General features: G+C 70.5%; 16 protein-coding genes. 6 read left to right on the top strand and 10 right to left on the bottom strand.

Translation table 11 applies throughout. The features are described 5' to 3' along the window. Nucleotides 1-68: 68 nt before the first annotated feature. The 8 genes from LJ221_RS05075 to LJ221_RS05040 all read right to left on the bottom strand — a co-directional run bounded on the left by LJ221_RS05075 (nt 69) and on the right by LJ221_RS05040 (nt 10,571). Entirely contained in the window at nt 69-4,325 is a 4,257-nt protein-coding gene (locus tag LJ221_RS05075; protein WP_241714101.1) for an amino acid adenylation domain-containing protein, read from the bottom strand. Continuing rightward, complete coding sequence (locus tag LJ221_RS05070; RefSeq protein ID WP_241714100.1) at nt 4,312-4,569, bottom strand: phosphopantetheine-binding protein; 258 nt, start codon at nt 4,567-4,569, stop codon at nt 4,312-4,314. The genes LJ221_RS05075 and LJ221_RS05070 overlap by 14 nt, the downstream gene beginning before the upstream one ends. Nucleotides 4,570-4,610: 41 nt before the next feature. Beyond that, on the bottom strand, nt 4,611-6,203 hold the full coding sequence (locus LJ221_RS05065; protein ID WP_241714099.1) for a long-chain-fatty-acid--CoA ligase: 1,593 nt from the start codon (nt 6,201-6,203) through the stop codon (nt 4,611-4,613). 93 nt (nt 6,204-6,296) lie between these two features. Then, complete coding sequence (locus tag LJ221_RS05060) at nt 6,297-6,833, bottom strand: FcoT family thioesterase (RefSeq protein WP_241714144.1); 537 nt, start codon at nt 6,831-6,833, stop codon at nt 6,297-6,299. Between the two features lie 2 nt (nt 6,834-6,835). Beyond that, on the bottom strand, nt 6,836-7,720 hold the full coding sequence (locus LJ221_RS05055) for a TauD/TfdA family dioxygenase (protein WP_241714098.1): 885 nt from the start codon (nt 7,718-7,720) through the stop codon (nt 6,836-6,838). Nucleotides 7,721-7,762: 42 nt separating this feature from the next. Beyond that, the gene (locus LJ221_RS05050; protein WP_241714097.1) at nt 7,763-7,999 is read right to left on the bottom strand and encodes an acyl carrier protein; all 237 of its coding nucleotides are present in this window, start codon (nt 7,997-7,999) and stop codon (nt 7,763-7,765) included. Continuing rightward, nucleotides 7,996-9,057: a beta-ketoacyl-ACP synthase III gene (locus tag LJ221_RS05045; RefSeq protein ID WP_241714143.1), complete on the bottom strand. Its 1,062-nt coding sequence runs from the start codon at nt 9,055-9,057 to the stop codon at nt 7,996-7,998. Before LJ221_RS05045 ends, LJ221_RS05050 begins: the two co-directional genes overlap by 4 nt. Nucleotides 9,058-9,167: 110 nt before the next feature. After that, complete coding sequence (locus tag LJ221_RS05040) at nt 9,168-10,571, bottom strand: MFS transporter (RefSeq protein WP_241714096.1); 1,404 nt, start codon at nt 10,569-10,571, stop codon at nt 9,168-9,170. 655 nt (nt 10,572-11,226) lie between these two features. On the opposite strand from LJ221_RS05040, the gene LJ221_RS23635 reads away from it, so the two are divergent. The 3 genes from LJ221_RS23635 (at nt 11,227) to LJ221_RS05025 (ending at nt 14,314) form a co-directional block, all read left to right on the top strand. Further along, nucleotides 11,227-11,352, top strand: coding sequence for a hypothetical protein (locus tag LJ221_RS23635; RefSeq protein WP_308314724.1), 126 nt, complete (start codon nt 11,227-11,229; stop codon nt 11,350-11,352). 65 nt (nt 11,353-11,417) lie between these two features. Continuing rightward, nucleotides 11,418-13,721, top strand: coding sequence for a cation-translocating P-type ATPase (locus tag LJ221_RS05030; protein ID WP_241714141.1), 2,304 nt, complete (start codon nt 11,418-11,420; stop codon nt 13,719-13,721). Next, entirely contained in the window at nt 13,718-14,314 is a 597-nt protein-coding gene (locus tag LJ221_RS05025) for a copper chaperone PCu(A)C (RefSeq protein ID WP_241714094.1), read from the top strand. Before LJ221_RS05030 ends, LJ221_RS05025 begins: the two co-directional genes overlap by 4 nt. Here the strand turns inward: LJ221_RS05025 and LJ221_RS05020 are convergent. Together LJ221_RS05020 and LJ221_RS05015 are read right to left on the bottom strand one after the other, a co-directional pair. Further along, a complete protein-coding gene (locus LJ221_RS05020; protein WP_241714093.1) occupies nt 14,280-15,035 on the bottom strand; it encodes an aspartyl/asparaginyl beta-hydroxylase domain-containing protein in 756 nt (251 codons plus the stop codon). The two genes, LJ221_RS05025 and LJ221_RS05020, sit on opposite strands and share 35 nt — an antisense overlap. A 423-nt stretch (nt 15,036-15,458) precedes the next feature. Further along, the gene (locus LJ221_RS05015; RefSeq protein WP_241714092.1) at nt 15,459-16,040 is read right to left on the bottom strand and encodes a hypothetical protein; all 582 of its coding nucleotides are present in this window, start codon (nt 16,038-16,040) and stop codon (nt 15,459-15,461) included. Between the two features lie 140 nt (nt 16,041-16,180). Between LJ221_RS05015 and LJ221_RS05010 the strand changes: the two genes are divergently transcribed. From LJ221_RS05010 to LJ221_RS05000, 3 genes are all read left to right on the top strand, one after another. Continuing rightward, nucleotides 16,181-16,885, top strand: a complete 705-nt coding sequence (locus LJ221_RS05010; RefSeq protein ID WP_241714091.1) for a response regulator transcription factor — start codon at nt 16,181-16,183, stop codon at nt 16,883-16,885. Then, nucleotides 16,882-18,312, top strand: a complete 1,431-nt coding sequence (locus tag LJ221_RS05005) for a HAMP domain-containing sensor histidine kinase (RefSeq protein WP_241714089.1) — start codon at nt 16,882-16,884, stop codon at nt 18,310-18,312. The genes LJ221_RS05010 and LJ221_RS05005 overlap by 4 nt, the downstream gene beginning before the upstream one ends. A 159-nt stretch (nt 18,313-18,471) precedes the next feature. Further along, the coding region (locus tag LJ221_RS05000; RefSeq protein WP_241714087.1) for a hypothetical protein at nt 18,472-19,267 on the top strand (796 nt) is incomplete at its 3' end.

The following is a 19,267-nucleotide window of genomic DNA, read 5'->3' as shown; positions in this document are numbered from 1 at the left end:
GATCTCCTTGGGGCGGGAAGGACTTCTCTCAGGTAGTCGGTGCGGGGTGGGCCTGAGTTCCCAGGAGGTCAGTCCTTCCGTCCTCCGGGTGGCGGCAGGATTCCGTTTTTCACGCAGTAGTCCAGATACCGGAACACCAGTGCCCGATCGGCCTCCGGGCAGGTGATGCCCGTGTCTTCGAGCCCCCGCAGCACGTTGTCCGCTCGGACGCGGCCCAGCGCGAGCTCCGGCTCGGACTCCTCGTCGTCGGTGAGGGAATCGAAGAACGCCCCGGTCGTCGCCGCCACGTCGGCCGAGCGGGGCAGTTCCCGGCGCCACTGCGCCAGCGGGAACTGCTTGACGGTGTACCCGTACTCCTGCACCCAGTCGTACACGTCGGCCAGTCGTACGGGGGCAAGGGGGGCGTGGTTGAAGACCGTGCCGGGGGCGGCAGTCAGGGACAGCCGTACGACGGCACGGGCGACGTAGTCCGCCGTGGTCCACACCTCGGCATCGAACAGCTCGGGCACGATGCCGGCCGGGATGCCGGAGGCCAGAACGCTCCACAGGAAGTCCCGCCGGTTCACCTGGCCGGTGTCCGGTGCTCCCGTCACGCGACCCAGACGGTGCAGGGTGACGGGAAGACCGCGTTCGGCGGCCTGTTCCAGGAGGCGTTCGGACGCCCACTTGGACTGCTGGTAGCCGTTGACCAGCCCTGGATGCGGTGGGAAGAACGTTTCGGGCACTTCCGGGCTCTGGCTGCGAGGCGGGGCGACGGACAGGGTCGATACCAGGTGGACCGGGATCGAGCGTGCGGAGGCCATGCGCAGTAGCTGACGGGTGGATTCGGTGTTGGCGGCACGCAGGCTGGCGTAGTCGCGCATGATGCTGACCGTCGCCGCGTTGTGGATGATGGCGTCGCAGGTCTCGGCCAGTTCGGCGAGCCTGTCCGCGCCGAGCCCCAGGTCTGGGCGGGCGAGGTCGGCGGGGACGGCGGTGATCCGTTCGGCGCCCGCCGGCAGCGGAATCTCCTGAGCGGCCAGGGCCTGGCGGATGCGGTCGGCGGCCTCGGCGGGGGTCGCGGCCCGGACCGGGCAGACGATCTCGGCGTCGGTGGCGGTGAGCAGTTCGGCGAGCAGATGGGGGCCGACGAAGCCGGTGGCGCCGGTGAGCAGAATGGTGCGTGGTGTCCCGGTCGTACGGGGCGAGGCGCCGGGCCGGATGTCGTCGGCCAGGACGGAGTCGGCCAAGACGGTCTCGGGCAACGCGGACGCGGCAGCCGGGGCATCGCCGCGGTGCTCCAGGCGGTGTGCGAGGCCGGCGGCTGTCGGATGCTCGAAGAGCCAGGCGACGCGGACCTCCCGCTCCAGCTCGACGCCGAGCCGGTTGGCGACCTGGATCGCCTGGAGTGACTGGGCGCCGAGGTCGAAGAAGTCGTCCTCGGGTGTCATTCGCTCAACGCCCAAGATCTGGGCCCAGACGCGGGTGATGGTCGCCTCCAGGCCGCCCACTTCCTCCGCTGGGGCGGCCGGCTCTTTTATGACCGTGCCGAGGGCGTTCCTGTCGATCTTCCCCGTGCTGGTGCGGGGCAGCCGGTCGGTGAATTCCACGGCCGACGGGACCATCGCCGCCGGTAGGACCTTCCGTAGCCCCTCCCGCACCTCGGCGGCGGTGGGCCGGGGATCCTCCGCGACGACATGGGCGGCCAGCCGCCGTGTCCCGTCCGGCAGGACCTGCCCGACGACGGCGGCTTCGCGCACGCGCGGCTGGGCGAGAAGAGTGGCCTCGACCTCGGAGGGATGGACACGATGTCCGCTGATCTTGAATTCGTCGTCCGCCCGTCCGAGGAACCGCAGTTGTCCGTCGTCGCTGAGGCGGACCAGGTCGCCGGTGCGGAAGGCCCTTGGATGGCCGGGCAGTTGTGGGAGCGGTGCGAACCGGGCGTCGTCCGGCGCGTCCGCGCCGCGATAGCCCAGGGCCAGCGCGTCGCCGAGGAGGTAGAGTTCGCCGCCGACAATGGCTGTGCGCATGCCGGGCAGCGGGACTCCGATCGGCACGTCGCCCGGGTCCGCAGAGGCTTCGTGGAGCGCGGCGACTGTGACCACGACCGTCGCCTCGGTCGGGCCGTATGTGTTGAACAGCTGGACCGATGTGCCGACCGTGTTCCGCCAGCGGTCGACGCGTTCGGGCAGGGCGGCCTCTCCGCCGATGATGACGGTCCGCACCCCGTCGGGCAGCGGAGCGGTACCGGTGGAGATCGTGTAGGCCAGTTCGTGCCAGTAGGCCGTGGGCAGGTCCAGCACGCTGATCCGCAGCTGGTCGACCGCGCGCAGGAACTGGGGCACCGACTCGGTCATCTCGCGAGTGCGCACGACGAGGGTGGCGCCCGTGCACAGGGTGAGGAAAACCTCCTCGACACTGGCGTCGAAGTGCAGGGGCGCGAACTGCAGGACGCGGTCCTCGCGGCGCAGGCCGTAGCGGTGCGCGGCACCAGCGACGAAGGTGGCCAGCGCGCCATGGCTGATCTCCACGCCCTTGGGTCGGCCGGTGGATCCCGAGGTGTAGATGAGGTAGGCCAGATCGTCCGCCGTTCCGACCTGGGCAATCGGTGCCTCGATGTCGTCGCCGGGGGTGTCCAGCAGAAGGACGGGCCGACCTGCGAAGCGAGCGGCGTGTGCGCTCTGGGTGAGGATGAGCGAGGGCTGGGCGCTGTCCAGGAGCGCTTGCGTCCTCGTTTCCGGGGCATCGGGGTCGAGTGGGCAGTACGCGGCGTCCGAGAGCAGGACGGCGAGTATGGCGGTGACGGCGTCGATGCCGCGCGGCAGGGCGACGGCCACGACCGCACCGGGGCCCACACCTCGGGCGGCGAGCCGTCGCGCGAGCTGTCGCGCGGAGCCGGACAACTCCGCGTAGGTGATGGTCCGCCCGTCGTGCTCGACGGCGGGGGCGCCACCGCGCCGGACGGCATGGTCGGCGATGAGGCTCAGCACCGGCCGGGCCGGGCCGGGCAGCGGGCCGCCGTCCAGGACGGTGCACGGGCGCCGGCCGATCGCACGGTCCGGTGCGGCCAGGGCCTCGCGCAGCAGCGCCAGCAGTCCCCGCTGGTGCGTGGCCAGGTCTGCCTCGTCGTAGAGGTCCGGGTTGGCGTCGACGGCGATGCGCAGGCCCGCGCCCTCGGCGCGGTCGTACACGTTGACTGCGAGGTCGTCGACGGGTCCTGCGGAGACGTTGTGGACCGTGCTGCGGTGGCCTGCGAACCGGAGGTCGTACTCGAAGGGCATGATGTTCACGCCCGGCCCGGACAGCCGTCGCTTGCCGCCGACCAACTTCAGGTCACGCCGCAGCTGTTCGTAGCGGTACCGCTGGTGCGGCCGGCCGGCCCGGAGCTCCGCGGCCACTCTGGTGGCCAGGTCCCGCAGGCCGTCCTGCTCGCCCACGGCGACGCGGAGGGGCAGGATGTTGCGCACCATGCAGGGCACGCGCAGGGACACCGATCCGAGGCGGCCCATGGCCGGAAGGCTCAGCACGACCTCGGGGGCGCCGCTGACTTGATGGATGTAGGCGGCGGTGACGGCGAGCAGGAGATCGGACCACGTCACCGACAAGTCGTCGGCGACGGCGCGCAGCTGCTTTGTCTCGTCGGGATCCAGGTCGATGACGCGGCGCAGGAAGGTGCGGGCGGGAAGTGCCTGTTCGGCGGCGAGGCTGGGGACCGGCGGGCGGTCCGCGAAGCGCTGGGTCCAGTAGGCGCGGTTCTTGGTGAAGCGCTCCGAGGCGTGGTAGGCGGCCTCCTCCTGCCGGACCGACTCCAGGGTGCCGAAGCCGCTCTCGCCCAGCGGGGCGTCCTCCACCAGGGCCGTGTACAGCTGTGCCACGCGGCGCGCGACCAGGGACAGGCCGAATCCGTCGAGTGCGATGTGGTGGACGCGGTGGTACCAGAGGAACTCGTCGGGGGCCGTACGCAGCAGGGCATGGCCGAAGACCGGGTCGCGCGCGAGGTCGAGGGGGCGGGCGATGTCCTGGGCCATCCATGCGAGGGCGGCCTGGTGCGGATCCGCTGCGGTGGTCAGGTCGGCGATGTGCGGTTCCCACTCGATGCCGGGAACGCTCACCTGCCAGGGCCGGCCCGTCTCATCGGTGAGGAAGCGGACGTTCAGGGCCTCGGCCTCCGCCACGGCGTGGCGCAGCGCCTTCTCGAAGACGGTGGGGTCCACCGGGCCGTGGATGTGCACGTATTCGGCGGTGTTGTAGGCGGGGCTGTCCGGATCGAGGTGGTGGCCGGTCCAGATGCCCTCCTGCGAGGCGAGGAGCGGGTGGCGCTCGGCGCGCGGGTCAGGCGTCGGCATGAGCCGCTCCCGCCTGGCGTTCGGACAGCAGTTGCCACCACGCGCCGAAGGAGGTGCGCTCGGCGAGCTCGACGAAGCTCACCTCCGCACCGGCGCTCCGCCAGTGCTCGGCGAGGGTGGTGATGCGCAGCGAGTCCAGGCCCGCGTCCAGGGGGTTTTCGTCCAGGTCGACTTCGTCCGGTTGCTGGTGCAGGAACTCCGCCAGATCCGCACGGAAGGTGTCCAGCGTCAGGGGCTCAGGCATGGTGTTCTCTCTTGGTAGCTGCACGGGGTGGCGGGTGCCGGTCAGTTGACCTTGCGGTCGGCGTCGCTCCAGAAGCGGTCGCGCAGTTCACGGCGGAGGATCTTGCCGCTGGGGTTGCGCGGGACGTGCTCGATGAACTCGTAGGCCGCGGGCAGCTTGAAGGCGGCCAGGCGGTCGACGAGGAGGCGGTGCAGGTCCCGTGGGGAGGGTTCCTGCCCGGCTACGGGTACGACGAAGGCGTGGACCTTCTCGCCCCACCGCTCGTCGGGGGCGCTCACGATCACCGCCTCGGCCACGCCGGGGTGGCGCTCCAGGACGTTCTCGATCTCGGCGGGGTAGACGTTCTCGCCCGCGACGAGGATCGCGTCCTTGATGCGGTCCTGGATGAAGATGTAGCCGTCCTCGTCGACGTATCCGGCGTCTCCGGTGTGGATCCAGCCGTCGACGAGGGTCTCGGCGGTCTTGTCGGGCAGAGCCCAGTACTCGACCATGTGGGCCGGAGTGGCCAGGCAGATCTCGCCGACGGCACCCGTCGGCAGTTCCTTGCCGTCCCCGTCGATGACCTTGCTGCCGACCCCTGGGTACGGATGTCCCGCGGCCTTCATCCGGGGGTGGCCGGGGATGTGGTCGGCGGGCGGCAGGCATACGGCGGTGTTGCCGGTCTCGGTCAGGCCGTAGATCTGGGCGAACTCGCTGCCGAACATGGCCAGGCTCTCTTCGAGGAGCGCCTCGGAGATCGGCGAGCCACCGTAAACGATCTTTCGGAGCGTGGTGAAGTTGTCCGGCTTCACACCGGGCTCGGCCAGCACCATGCGCAGCATGGCGGGGACCACGCAGGCGGTGGTGATGCCCCGGTCGCGGATGAGGTCGATCGCATCGCGGGGAGCGAAAGCGCGCATCGCCAACACGGTTACGCCGGCGTTGAAGTTCTGGGTGGCCCACCACAGGCCGCCGACATGGAAGCCGGGGATGCCGACCAGGGCGACGTCACCGACTCGCCAGTCGATCCAGTCGAGTTGCTCGCTCGCCAGGGCATCACGGATGGCGAAGAAGCTCCGGTGGGCGAGGACGACACCCTTGGGCAGGCCGGTGGTTCCGCTGGTGTAGAGCTGGGCGATCGGCGTGTCGGGGGTGGGCGAGGAAGAGGGCTCGGCATCCGGGTGATCCGCCTTCCAGGCGGCGAAGCCTTCTGCCGTGCCCAGCCGGACGACCGTCTTCGGCGGGGCGCCCGGCAGCCGGTCGAGGACGGGCGCGAACTCATCCTCCAGGAAGAGCAGTTCGCTGCCGGAGTCCTGGAGGATGTGGCTGACCTCGGGGGCGGTCAGCCGCCAGTTGATGGGCACCAGAACGGTCTCGCTCTTGGCGCAGCCGAAGAGGATCTCGTAGTAGTGCTCGGATTCCTTGCCCAGATAGGCGACTCGGGCGCCGGGAGAGGCCCCGGCGGCGTGGATGGCGTGGGCGATGCGGTTGCTCTCGCCGTGCAGCTGGGCGTAGGTGAGGGCGCGGTCCTCGCAGGTGACCGCGGTGACCTGCGGGCTGTGCGCGGCGTGGAAGCGTGCTGTGTCGACGAGGGTCTTGAGCTGTGGGTGGTGCAGCCTTTCGCCGGGTGTCCCGGGCGCGGACGGTTCGGCCATGGGCGGGGCCTGCCTCTCGTTCTGCTCTCGGTCTGCCGGAGGGGGTGCCGCCGCCGGATGGGGCGGCGGCACGCCGTGGTGCGGTTGCCGCGTCTACGGGGCGTTGACGAAGGCGAGCTTCACGGTGCCGTCGCACCGGCCGCCGGCGTCGTCCCAGTACCGGTAGGCGGTCTCGGCCACGAGCAGCGGTTCGCCTCCCGGCGAGCGCCGCTCCACGGACAGGAACTCGATCTCGCCGGAGAAGGAACGCGCGTTGATGGGGCGCCGGAAACTGCCGCTGAAGCGGGCGATCAGGATGTCCGGCAGCTGATGGCGCCAGTAGTCGTCCAGCGTCCAGCCGGCGAACTCCTCCAGCAGCCCCTCTTTCACCGCCTTGGCGACGGTGTAGTACATCATCTGGTTGTAGCTGATGTTGACTTCGACGGCGTTGAGATGGCCAGTGTCGTCGATGTAGCAGGATTCCGGGATGGCCAGCTCGCAGCGCGCGGACACGAGGCTGGACCGGGTGCTCACCGCCGCGGACTTCAGGTACTTGCAGTGCGCCTTGTACGGCCGCAGGACCTGGGGCAGCAGTTCGTCGTCGTTGTCGTAGTCCTGCGCCGGCGGCTTGTGCTGTACAGACGTCTGCATGCTCACGCGGCCTCGTCGTAGAGCCTGCGCGCGTCGTGCACGGTCACCCGGAAGGAGACGGTCGGCTCCGGGGTGGTGGTGTGCCGGGCGCGGTGGATCAGGCTGCGGTTGTCCCAGACCAGGAGGTCGCCCTTCTCGAAGGTCTGCAGGTGGATGTTGGGGTGGTCGAAGCTGTCGTCGAGCTGGCCGGTGGCCTCGAAGAGGCGCTGGAGCAGGTCGCCCTCCAGCGGTTTGCCGTCCCCGTCCTCCATGCCGATGGTGAAGCCCTCGCTGATGTAGAGGACCGTTTCGCCGGTCATGGGGTGGATGAACGTGCTGGGCTTGACCACCGGCGGGGTCTTGGTGTCGACCTCCTCGATGATCTCCGAGATCGGCCGGTAGACGTCCGAGGGCCGGATCTTGAAGTACTTGCGCACCGAGTGCCGGGAGAACGTGCCCGCCACTTCCTTCTTGAAGTCCTCGGGAAGCTGCTCGTACGCCTTGCCCATGTCGATGAAGTAGGTCCCCCGGTTCTTCTCCGGGATGACCTGCGGGTAGATGAACGTCAGGCCGAAGGGGTCCGGCATGAACTGGTAGTCGGCGTGCCAGAACTTCCCGGTCTTCGGCACGCCTATCTGCTTGCCGTCCTCCGGCACGTTGGAGGAGACGAATATCTCCTCGACCTCGGGGTGCTTGTACATCGGCTCGTAGTACGTCTCCGGGCGGCCGAACAGCTGGCCGAGCTGCAGGAACTGACGGGGCGCCAGGTCCTGGTTCTTCAGGACGACGATCTTCTTTGTGTAGACGGCCGCCTTGATGGCGTCGATGTCCTCCGCGGAAGCAGCGGTGTGGTCGAACCCTTCGACCGTGGCGCCGATTTCCTTGCCCGTGACTTCCTTGATCTGCATGATCCCCGCTCTCGGTAGAGGTGTCAGTGGTGGTGACGGTGGCTACTGGGCGAGCTTCGAGTCGATGAGCTTGGTGGTCGCGCCGAGGGTGAGGTCTTCCTGGAGTTCGTTGTCGTCGATGTGGACGCCGAGGTCGCGCTCGATGCGCATGCTGATCTCGACCATGGTGAGAGAGTCGATGTCCAGCTGGGCGAAGGTGACGTCCGGGCTGGTCCGGTCGCGCGGCGCGTCGTGCAGTTTCGTGACGATCTCGACCAGTTGGTCGTAGGTGGTGCTCATGGCTCCTGCGTTCCTCCTGTGTCGTGAGGGTGATCGGTCTGGGCGAGAGCGGGCCATGTCAGGAGACAGGACCCCCAGGTGAGCCCGCCGCCGAACGCGGTGAGCAGCAGGCGTTCGCCCGCGTGGATGGTGTGCCGGGCAGCCGCATCGGCCAGGGCGAGCGGGATCGATGCGGCGCCGGTGTTGCCCACGGACTCGACGTTGGTCACCAGTCGTTCCGGGGGCAGTCCGAGGTCCTCCGCCACCGAGCGCAGGATGCGCAGGTTGGCCTGGTGGGGGACGATGCGGTCGATGTCGTCGATCTTGCGGTCGGCCAGCGTGAGCGTGGCGCGGGCGGAGGCCGTCATGCGGGTGACCGCGTGCCGGAAGACCTCCTTGCCGCGCATGGCGAAGTAGTGGTCCTGCGCGGCGACCGGACCGGAGGCCGAGCGCTGCCGTGAGCCGCCGGCCGCCACCATGATCAGTTCCTCGCCGGCGCCGTCGCTGCCGAGGTCGAAGTGGCCGACTGCGCCGGGTTCGTCGGCGTGGCCGGCGCGCAGGACGACGGCTCCGGCACCGTCGCCGAAGATGATCGCGTTGGTCCGGTCGTCCGGGTCGACGATCGTGGAGTAGGTGTCCGCGCCGATCAGCAGTACGCGTTCGGCCACCCCGGCTGCGATGAGGCCGGCGGCCGAGGCCAGTCCGTAGACGAACCCGGTGCATACGGCGCTGACGTCGAAGGCCGCTGTTCCCGTCAGACCGAGACGGTCGGCCACGAGAGGGGCGGTTGCCGGGCAGGAACGGTCCGGAGTCGTCGTGGCGACGACGACGGCGTCCACGTCGTCCACGCCCGCGGACCGAAGGGCCCTCCGACCTGCCTCCACCGCCAGGTCGGACGTGGCCTGGCCGGGTTCGGCGAAGTGGCGGCGATCGATTCCGGTACGGGACCGGATCCAGGTGTCGCTGGTGTCGAGCCGTCGGGAGAGTTCCTCATTGGTCACGACACGCGGCGGAAGCCGGCCGGCGAGCCCGCACAGGACGGCAGCACGATCGCGAGGTGAGGTGGGAGGGGCGGACATGCTGACCGGTCGGTCGAGGCTGTTGGACACAAGGGCTCCTGGGTCTTCAGGCGCGAGGGAGGGAGGTCCGGGGTGGCGGGTGCGGAACGGTCCTAGGAGGACGGGCGTGCTCAGGCGTCCGCACGCCTCCGAAAGGGCAGCAGGGCCACGGCGCCGAGACAGATTCCGGCTGCGATCACGTACGCGGCGCCACGGACTCCGTCCAGCAGACCGGCAGCCGTCAGGTCGTGGCTGCCGGTGCCGGCGACAGCTACCAGGACGGCCAGGCCCACGGCGCTGCCGACCTGCAAGGTGGTGGAGGCCAGGCCCGACGCGATGCCCTGGTCCTGGGCGGGGATGCCGGTGGCGGCCGCGATCCACATGCCCGTCCAGGTGGCGCCCTGCCCCAGGCTGAGCAGCACGATCCCGGGCAGCAGGCGGGCATAGGAGCCGTCGGCACTGAATGTGAGGGCGAGGAGCAGGGCGCCGACGGCGCCGGTCGCCATGCTGCCCAGCAGCATGGCGCGCACGCCCAGCGCTGCAACGGCCCTCTCGCCGACCTTCGTCCCGGCGGCCACGACGACGGCCGGGACGAGGAAGGCGGCGCCTGTGGCCATCGCGCTGTAGCCGTGCACCGTCTGGAAGTAGAGGGTCAGAAAGTACGGCAGCGAGCTGAACGTGGCGCTGAACAGTGCGGTCAGCGCCATGGCGCCCAGCAGGCTGCGGTAGCGGAACAGGTGCCCCGGTGTCAGCGGGGCGTGGCTGCGGGTCTCAACGAGGACGAACAGGGACAGCGAGATCACCGAGAGGGCCGCGCATATCAGGACGCTGCGGCTGCTCCAGCCGGCCTCCGGTGCATGGATGAGGACGAAGACGAGCAGCGTGATGCCCGCGGTGGCGGTCAGGGCGCCCGGGAGGTCGAAGTCCCGCTGGCGGGGCAGGGAGCCGTCCGCGGGGAAGAGGAACGTTCCGGCCATGGCGATGGCCCCGGCCAGCGGGACGTTGACGAGGAACACCGCGGGCCAGCCGAAGGCGTCGACGAGCACCCCACCCAGCAGGGACCCGAAGCACAGCCCACCGGCCCCGGCGGCGCCCCACACGGCCAGCGCCCGGTTACGGCTGGGGCCTTCCTCGTAAAGGGTGTTGATAAGGGAGAGAGCGGCGGGGAACAGCAGTGAGCCACCGATGCCCTGCGCCGCGCGCACTGCGACCAGCACGCCCGCCGACTCCGACAGCCCGCCCACCAGCGAGGAGACCGCGTACAGCAGCGCGGCCACGACGAAGATCCTGCGTCGGCCCAGCAGATCCGTGGCCCGGCCGCCGAGCAGCAGGAATCCGCCGGTCGTCACGACGTAGGCGCTGACCACCCACTGCAGGTCTTGTCCCGAGAAGCCGAGCGCGCTGCCGATGCTGGGGAGGGCGACGTACACGATGCTGTAGTCGAGCGAGATGACCAGTTGCGCGGCGGCCAGGACCAGCAGCGGCAACCCGAGGCGCTGGCGGGACGGAGCAGATGGCGAATTCACTGCAGGCATTGCGGAAAGATTCCCCCCCTAAGAATCCGGCCCCTGAAACAGGACGGCGGCTCACCTCGGGATCGTGGCTCACTTCCTGCGCCAGCCACAAGCACTCTCCCCTCACTTTCGGACTGGCTTGCGAGTCGGTTGTGAGAACCGTCCACTTCTTCATTGAAGGTCGAACATCTCAGGCGGTTGCTCGCGGAGTCGGCTGCGGAACATGCCAGGTGGGTGTGAGGATTTAGTGGACGAGGGGCGCTCCGGACGTGCGTGCGGATGGCGGAGGGGTGGGTTCTTTGTTCGACAGGTCGGCTGGCGGTGTCTGCTGGTTCCAGCCTTCTCGGTCGAATCTCGGCACGTTATGGATGGCTGATTTTGGTACTCTCATAATCCCGTTGACCCGGTCTTCGGTATCGTTCAGGGCGATCCGGGGTGTGATATTTCGAAAGGGCGGAGAAACCCTTACTCATAGTAAGTCGGATGACGGAGGCGTCTGGTTCCCGGCGACATTGAAGTTTTTTCTCACATGCTTGAGCCGGGCCAATTGCCGGGTACCCCCCTACCGTATGTACGCATGGAGGAGTCGAAGCGTGGTCTATTGGTCCCCCCGGCCTTACTGGGGTTCGTCGTCCTGCTCGTGTCGTTGACGGCAGCGTCATATGCCGTGGGACGCATGGCAGGTCCGGTGGCCCCGGGCATGCACCGCACCGTGCCAGTGTCCGAGGAGCCGCAGGAGCCGGGTATGCCGGGCATGCACGGCCTCGGCCCGGCCGACCGTGAAGTGCGGGTGGACCAGTGACCACCGCCGATCAGCGTGAGACGGCCGACGAGCCCGATGCGATCACTGATCTGCTGGTCGGGGGCATGACGTGCGCCGCGTGCGTGGGCCGGGTCGAGAAGAAGCTGGGTCGCGTCGAGGGGGTGACGGCAACCGTCAACCTGGCAACCGGGCGGGCCCGCGTCTCCCATCCCGCATCGGTGACCGCCCAGCAGCTGATCTCCGTGGTGGAAAGCGCCGGTTACACGGCCGAGCTACCGCAGCCGCCCGCCGAAGAGCAGCACGCGGACGCGGCACGCGAGCAGCAGGAGGCTGGCGCGGGCATCAGTGACAGGGGCCGGCTGCTGATCACGGCGTTGCTGTCGCTGCCCGTGCTCCTGCTTTCCATGGTGCCCTCCCTGCAGTTCACCTACTGGCAGTGGGTGTGTTTCAACCTGGCCGTTCCGGTGGTGGGTTGGAGTGCGTGGCCGTTCCACGAGCGGGCATGGAAGGGGCTACGGCACGCCACGGCGACCATGGACACCCTGGTCTCCCTCGGTGTGCTCGCCTCGTTCGCCTGGTCCACGTACGCCCTGTGCTTCGGAGGCGCGGGCCAGCCGGGCATGCGCATGCCGTTCAGTCTGGTGCCCGAGGCTGGCAGCGGGAGCGCGCATCTGTACCTGGAAGCGGCCGTGAGCGTGCCGCTGTTCGTACTGGCCGGCCGTTACCTGGAGGAACGCGCCAAGCAGGGCACGGGATCGGCGCTGCGCGCGCTCGCCGAACTCGGCGCGAAGGACGTCGAGTTGCGTGAGGGCGACCAGGGGCGGCGGGTCCCGGTCTCCGCACTCCGGGTCGGCCAGGAGTTTCTGGTACGACCGGGTGAGAAGGTCGCTACGGACGGTGTGGTCACCGACGGCAGCTCCGCCCTGGACCTGTCACTGGTGACCGGCGAGAGCGTGCCGGTGGAGGTCGGGCCGGAATCGGCGGTGGTGGGCGGTGCCGTCAACGCCGGTGGTTTGCTGGTGGTTCGGGCCACGGCGGTCGGCGCCGACACGCAGCTCGCACGGATCACCCAGCTGGTGAGCGACGCGCAGGCGGGCAAGGCGCGCATCCAGCGGCTGGCTGACGCCGTCGCGGGGGTCTTCGTCCCCGCCATCGTGACCGTGGCGTGCACCGTGCTGGGGTTCTGGCTCGGCGCCGGGGCGGACGCCTCGGCCGCCGTGACCGCGGCGGTCGCCGTCCTCGTCGTCGCGTGTCCCTGCGCCCTCGGCCTGGCCACCCCGACCGCCTTCATGGCCGCCACCGGCCGCGGCGCGCAGCTCGGCGTCCTGCTCCGGGGACCGGAGGCGCTGGAACGGCTGCGGCACATCGACACCGTGGTCTTCGACAAGACCGGCACCCTCACCACCGGACGCATGACCCTCACCGACACGGCGGTGATGGCCGGGGAAGACGCGAGCGCAATCCTCCGACTGGCCGGGGCGGTCGAGTACGGCTCCGAGCATCCCATCGGCCGAGCCATCGCCACCGCTGCCCGCCAGGCCGCGGAGGGCGGCCAGCTGCCGCCGGTGGCCGACTTCCGTGCCGTTCCCGGAGTCGGCGTCCACGGCCGGGTCGACGGTCATGAGGTCGTCGTAGGCCGCCCGCGACCTGACACCCCGCTCCCGGACACCCTCCAGCGGGGTCTGGACGACGCCCACGCCTCCGCTCGCACAGCCGTGCTCGTCGAGAGGGACGGCCGCCCGGTCGGCATCCTCGCGGTCGGCGACACACTGCGGCCCTCCAGCTACTCCGCCGTACGACACCTGCGCAAGCTGGGCATAGAGCCCATCCTGGTGACCGGCGACGGACCGGCCGCCGCCCATGCCGTGGCCGAGCAGGTCGGCATCGACGAGGTGCACGCCGAGGTCACCCCGGAGGGCAAGACCGCCATCGTTGCAAGGCTCCGGGACGAGGGGCGCCGTGTGGCAGTCATCGGTGACGGGGTCAACGACGCCGCCGCGCTGGCCTCCGCCGACCTGGGCATCGCCATGGGTGGCGGCACTGACGCGGCGATCGGCGCCGCCGACATCACCCTCGTACGCGAGGACATGCAGGCAGTGGTCGCGGCCGTACAGCTCACCCGCCGGACTCTGAGCACCATCCGCGCCAACCTCGCCTGGGCGTTCGGCTACAACGTCGTCACCGTTCCCCTGGCCGCCACCGGCTGGCTCAACCCGATGTTCGCCGCCGTGGCGATGTCCGCCAGTTCCGTCCTTGTCGTCGCCAACAGCCTGCGGCTGCGCGCCTATTCGCCCACCGGACACCGCTACCGCTCCGCCTCTGCGTCTGCCTCCGCCTACAAGAGTGGTCCGACACAACCGTCCGCGGCGGACAGCCATACCGCCTCGCCCCTGGAGGAGATCCGATGAGTTCCGCCCCGTCCACCGACTCGGCCGAACGCTCCTCGCCGCCCTGGCGCCGTATGACTGCCGGTGCGCTGAGCGCCGCTCTCGTACCCGTGGTCACGTGCGTGACGGCCTTGATGCTCCTGACGGCCTACACGACAACGGGTGCGGCCGGTGAACCGCCGGCAAGGATCAGCGTCAGCAACGCTCGCATCTTCGTGCCGTCCAACTCCGAGAACACGGCCGCCTTCTTCGACATCAGCAACACCGGGGCCGCCGACGACGTGCTGACGTCCGTCTCCTCGCCGGAACTCGGGGTCACCATGCTGGGCCAGCGGGTCACGAAGGACGGAGCGGGACGCATGGAGCCGCTGGACAGCCTCACGATCCCGGCCCGAAGCCGCGTGGACATGACCCCGTACAGCGTAGACGTGATGGTCATGGATCCACCGAAGCTGAAGATCGGGGACAAGGTCTGCTTCGACCTGTGGTTCCGCAGCTCCGGCCAGGTGACAGTAGAGGCGGTGACCGTTCCTCCGCAGTCATGGCGAGGAGGGGCTGCCGCCGCGTTCCTCCCCGCTGTCACTCCTCGCCCATCAGCTTGCGGATCTCGGTGATGGCCGCGACGAGCGCCTTCCGCTCGGGGACGGTGGTCTCCGGGTGCCACAGGTCGACCAGCAGGCACGTGCGCGGACGCGTCGTCCCGCGGTTCCACGCCTCGTGCTCGAAGGAGTAGTCGAAGAGCAGGCACTTACCCTCCTCCCACGACCGCGTCTCGCCCGCAACCGTGATGCCGCACTCCTCGGGGATGTCGACCGCCAGGTGCAGGTTGATGCTGAAGTTCCACAGGTCGCAGTGGGGAGCAATCGCCGCTCCGGGCAGCAGAGTCGAGAAGTGGCACTCCAGCAGGGGGCAGAGCTTCCCGGTGTCGACCGCCTCCTCCTTCAGGACCTGGAAGGCGGTCGGCGCCGTGTCGGCCGACTCAGCCACCAGGCCACCCTTGCGGAAGAGGTAAAGAGCCTGCCAGTCCGACTGGCGGGTGAGGTAGTGCTCGTAATCGGAGAAAGCGTTCCGCCGGGCAGCCCAGGCGGTCTCCAACTCCTTCTTGATCGTGGCGTGGTTCGCTTCGAAGGCGTGCACCACCGGTGCCAACTCAGGGTGGCCGTACGGATCGTGCCAGGGCTGCTGAGAAACTCCCGGTAAGATCCACCTGGCCCCCTTCTGCAACGGATGGCGATCCCCCTTTCCCGCTGCCAGCATCTGCTCGACCCGGGCGATAGAGTCCGGTCCGTGCTCACTTCTGATGGCGGCGAAGGCGTCGTCTATCTCCGGGGTCATAAAATCTCCAGATTTCGAGCTTCACGGTCCCTGCATACCGTGTGGAGGCTACCCAGGACGTACCCATCTCGTTCCCGGGGAAAGGGCACGGCGTGGCCGGTATGGGGGCACGGCAGATGGCATGCATGGCGCAGTGCGCCGGTAGTGCTTCCAGCGCTTCGGAATTTCGGCTGTTGCTGGGAACCGGGGGGCGGCGTGAACCGACCTCCTTTAAGGAAATTCGTGTGTCAGAGGTCGAGTCGGATCTCGATGGCGAGAGCGCCGAGGGCTTCCTTCTCGGGCCGATAGATCTCACCACCGCGAGGGCGGTGTCCGTCTTGGCTCCGGGCCCGTTGTGCCTGGCCGGGGTATCACTGGACCGGATGATCGGGGGCTCCTCCGTGGTGACCGCCGTGCCGTGCCCCGGCGGTACCCCGGCCGCCCTCAGACGGTCGACTCCCTGACCGCCACGCTGTAGCTGGAAGGCGTGGGCGAGGTGACCTCGATCCGCGAGCGGAAGGAGTCGCCGGTGAAGACCACGGTCAGATCCCTCGGCCCGCCGCGCCGGGTGGCCGCGGTGAAACCGCCGGCCGGCAGCGCCGAGACCAGGCAGGCGCCGCTGCTGCCGAACCGTATGGACGCACGCCCTCCCGTGGTCTGGAAGGTGCGCACCTCGGCGCCGGCCGTACGGCAGCCCTCCTCGCCGCCGGTGTTCGCGGTGGGCGAGGGGGTGGGGCGGGCGGCGGGACGGGTGGTCGGGGAGGCCGGCGGCTTCGGCGCGGGGACGGGGACGGGGGAGGAGGCGCGCCGGGTGGGCGAGGGGGTCGGCCTGGGAGTGGGAGTGGGAGACCTGCTCGGCTCGGCGCTCGCCGTCGGGGAGGAGACGACCGTCCCCGGGGTGTCGCGGGCCACGGGCGGGATGGGCCGGGTCGTCCCGGCCACGAACTGGACGGTGAGGCTCACCGTCGTCACGCTGAGGGACGTGCACGACAGCCACAGCAGCACGTAACGCAGGTAGCGGGGCACCGCCCCATACTGCCCGACCGCTCAGACGGCCTCACAACGGCCTCCGCCGGTGCCCGCGAAGGTTCGTGAGGGCCCGTGGGGGACTCCTGGCGGGCCCTGCTCGCCCCCGCCGTCCGCGGCACCCGTTACCGTCCCTGGCCATGGCATCGGTACTTCTGGTCGAGGACGACCCCGTGATACGGGCCAGGCTCATCGACGTCCTGTCCCGGCACGACCACGTGGTGCGCAGCTCCCCCTACGGCTTCGAGGCCCTGCGGGAGGTGACGCGGCAGCCGCCGGACGCGGTGGTGCTCGACCTGGGGCTGCCCGACCTCGACGGCGTCGACGTCCTGCGCATGCTGCGCAGCATCTCGCAGGTGCCGGTGCTGGTGGCCACCGCGCGCGACGACGAGGCCGAGATCATCCGGCTGCTCAACGCCGGCGCCGACGACTACCTGGTCAAGCCCTTCTCCGGCGGGCAGTTGGCGGCCCGGCTCGGGGCGGTGCTGCGCCGCTCCGCCACCGCCGAACGTGCCCCCGCCCCGGCGGCGGCGCGCCGGGAGGGCGCGATACGCGTGGGCGGCCTGGCCGTCGACCGGCAGGCGCGGTCGGTCTTCCTGGACGGCAGCGAACTGCGCCTGACACGCAGGGAGTTCGATCTGCTGGCCTATCTCGCCGAGCGCGCGGACCGGGTGGTGCCGCGCCGCCGTCTCCTGGCGGACGTGTGGCGGCAGCCCTACGTCGAGGAGCAGACCCTGGACGTGCACGTGTCCTCCCTGCGCCGCAAGCTCGGCGAGCGGGCGAGCCGGCCGCGTTATCTGCACACCGTGCGGGGCGTGGGCATCAAACTGGTGACGCCGCGATGAGGCGGACGCTGGCCGGCGTCTCGCTGGCCGTCACCTCCATGGTCGCGCTCTCCTTCCTGATCCCCCTGGCCCTGCTGGTCAAGTCCGAGGTGAGGTCCCGGGCGATCACGGTGGCCGAGCAGCGGGCGGCGGCACTGGCCCCCGTACTGGCCCTGACCACCCGCCCGGACGAGGTGCGGCAGGCCGTGGCCGAGGTCGACGACACCGGCCGGCTGGGCGTCCACCTGCCCGACGGGCGCCTGGTGGGCGCCTCGTACGCGCCCGCCGACGCCTGGCGGCGGGCGGCCCGGCAGCAGCGGACCTTCGCCCGGGACACCGAGAAGGGCTGGGTTCATCTGCAGCCGGTGGTGCTGGCCAGGGACCGGGTGGCGGTGGTCGAGTCCTTCGTGCCGCGCGCCGAGTTCGAGCGCGGCGTGGGCTCGTCCTGGCTGGTGATGTCGGCGCTGGCGCTGGCCCTGGTGGCGGGGTCGGTGCTGGTCGCCGACCGGCTGGGGGCGCGGGTGGTGCGCGCCTCGCGGGACCTCTCGCGCGCCGCCAACGCCCTGGGCGAGGGGGATCTCGGCAGAAGGCTGGAGCCCGAGGGCCCTCCCGAACTGCGTGAGGCCGGCGCCGCGTTCAACACCATGGCCGACCGCGTCGTCGAACTGCTGGCGATGGAGCGCGAGCTGGTGGCCGACCTCTCGCACCGTCTCAGGACTCCGCTGACGGCGCTGCGCCTGGAATCCGAGCGCATCGCCTCCGGCCTGCGGCGGGAGGACGCCGGCCGGCTGGAGTCGGCCGTCACCCATCTGGAGGAGGAGCTGGACTCCATCATCAAGACGGCCCGCACGCCTCTGGCGGCGGCCTCGTTCGCCCCGGACTCACCGGGGCCGGGGGTCTCGTGCGAGGCGGCGCGCGTGGTGTCGGCGCGCACCGACTTCTGGTCGGTCCTGGCCGCGCAGCAGGGCCGGGAGTGCGCGGTGACCGTGACGGACGAGCCCACCCCCGTGACGCTGCCGGAGGAGGACCTGGCCGCGGCCGTCGACGCCCTGGTCGGCAACGTCCTCCGGCACACCCCGGAGGGCACGGCCCTGGCGGTGGGCGTGCACCGCACGGCGCACGCGGTGGTGGTGACCGTGGACGACGCCGGCCCCGGTATCCCCGACCCCGAGCGGGCGCTGGCCCGGGGCGCGAGCGTCGGCGGCTCCACCGGCCTGGGCCTGGACATAGCCCGCCGGGCCGCCGACGCCGGGCGCGGCCGGCTGGAGGTCGGCCGCGCGCCGCTGGGCGGGGCGCGGGTGCGGATGGAGCTGGAACTGGCGCCCGAGCGCACACCGGGCGGCGGGCGCGTCTCCCACGGGCGGCGGCGCCGTTTCCGGCTCCGCCGCCCCCACCGCGCCCCGCCGCGCGGGGGCGGAGGCGGATTTCACGGACCGGGCCCGGGGTGATCACGTCACTGTCACGATCGAACGCCGGTCCGAAGCTTTCCGTCCCGACGGCGGCGCGGAATCCTAGAGTTGGCGGATCACCGGAACCGTGGCGGGCCGGCGCCGGACGACCCCTCGGGGCGGCACCGGAGCCCGCCAGTGGAGGAGGAAGAACACCCGATGCGATCCACCGCCGTACGCCGTACCGCCCTCGCCGCCTCCGCGGCCTGCCTGGCCCTGCTGGCCACCGCCTGCGGCGGTTCGGACTCCGGCGGGAGCGACGAGGAGGGGGCCGAGGCCGGCAAGTCCTCCTCCGCCGGGCCGGCCGCCGGGGTGAAGACCTCCGAGGAGCTGGAGAAGCTCGTGCTCGCCGACGGCGATGTCGAGGACCACGAGGTCGAGGAGCTGGGACCCGGGGAGAGCGTCTCCGCCGGGGACGTCTCCTCCGACAAGGACGAGTGCGCGCCCCTGGCGCACGCCCAGCTCGGCGTGCCGCTGGGCGACCCGGCGGCGACCGCCCGGCGCGTGGTCACCGAGGTGCCCGGGAACCTGGCCGACAGCGGCGCGGACGGCTCCGGGGAGCTGACCGAGGAGGACCTGGAGAACTTCGAGGACGCGATCAAGAGCGCCTTCGACGCCACGACGACGATGGTCACCCTCGCCTCCTACGAGGACGGGGGAGCACAGAAGGCATTCACCGGCCTCCGCGCCGCCGCCGAGTCCTGCTCCGGCGGGTTCACCGCAGGCGTCGAGGGCGACGGGCAGGAGGTGACCGGCGTCGAGGAGGAGAAGGTCACCGGCGGCGAGGAGGCCGCCGCCTGGACGGTGACCACCGAGCGGGACGGCGACCGGATGCCGCTCAAGCTGGCCGTGGTGCGGCAGGGGCGCGCACTCGTCCTTGTCGGAGGAGACGTCCCCGGCGGAGACGCTCTCCCCGGGTCCCAGCTCCTCGACCTCGTGGTCCTCGACATCGCCG

Source organism: Streptomyces sp. CNQ085 (genome assembly GCF_022614595.1).
Classification (GTDB): Bacteria; Actinomycetota; Actinomycetes; order Streptomycetales; family Streptomycetaceae; genus Streptomyces.
This window is presented reverse-complemented; position numbering and strand designations above follow the sequence as displayed.

Bases quoted from the DNA above. Each gene is read 5' to 3' on its own strand.
- LJ221_RS05075 (WP_241714101.1), bottom strand. From the start codon at position 4,325: ATGCCGACGCCTGACCCGCGCGCCGAGCGCCACCCGCTCCTCGCCTCG.
- LJ221_RS05070 (WP_241714100.1), bottom strand. From the start codon at position 4,569: ATGCCTGAGCCCCTGACGCTGGACACCTTCCGTGCGGATCTGGCGGAG.
- LJ221_RS05065 (WP_241714099.1), bottom strand. From the start codon at position 6,203: ATGGCCGAACCGTCCGCGCCCGGGACACCCGGCGAAAGGCTGCACCAC.
- LJ221_RS05060 (WP_241714144.1), bottom strand. From the start codon at position 6,833: ATGCAGACGTCTGTACAGCACAAGCCGCCGGCGCAGGACTACGACAAC.
- LJ221_RS05055 (WP_241714098.1), bottom strand. From the start codon at position 7,720: ATGCAGATCAAGGAAGTCACGGGCAAGGAAATCGGCGCCACGGTCGAA.
- LJ221_RS05050 (WP_241714097.1), bottom strand. From the start codon at position 7,999: ATGAGCACCACCTACGACCAACTGGTCGAGATCGTCACGAAACTGCAC.
- LJ221_RS05045 (WP_241714143.1), bottom strand. From the start codon at position 9,057: ATGTCCGCCCCTCCCACCTCACCTCGCGATCGTGCTGCCGTCCTGTGC.
- LJ221_RS05040 (WP_241714096.1), bottom strand. From the start codon at position 10,571: ATGCCTGCAGTGAATTCGCCATCTGCTCCGTCCCGCCAGCGCCTCGGG.
- LJ221_RS23635 (WP_308314724.1), top strand. From the start codon at position 11,227: ATGGCAGGTCCGGTGGCCCCGGGCATGCACCGCACCGTGCCAGTGTCC.
- LJ221_RS05030 (WP_241714141.1), top strand. From the start codon at position 11,418: ATGACGTGCGCCGCGTGCGTGGGCCGGGTCGAGAAGAAGCTGGGTCGC.
- LJ221_RS05025 (WP_241714094.1), top strand. From the start codon at position 13,718: ATGAGTTCCGCCCCGTCCACCGACTCGGCCGAACGCTCCTCGCCGCCC.
- LJ221_RS05020 (WP_241714093.1), bottom strand. From the start codon at position 15,035: ATGACCCCGGAGATAGACGACGCCTTCGCCGCCATCAGAAGTGAGCAC.
- LJ221_RS05010 (WP_241714091.1), top strand. From the start codon at position 16,181: ATGGCATCGGTACTTCTGGTCGAGGACGACCCCGTGATACGGGCCAGG.
- LJ221_RS05005 (WP_241714089.1), top strand. From the start codon at position 16,882: ATGAGGCGGACGCTGGCCGGCGTCTCGCTGGCCGTCACCTCCATGGTC.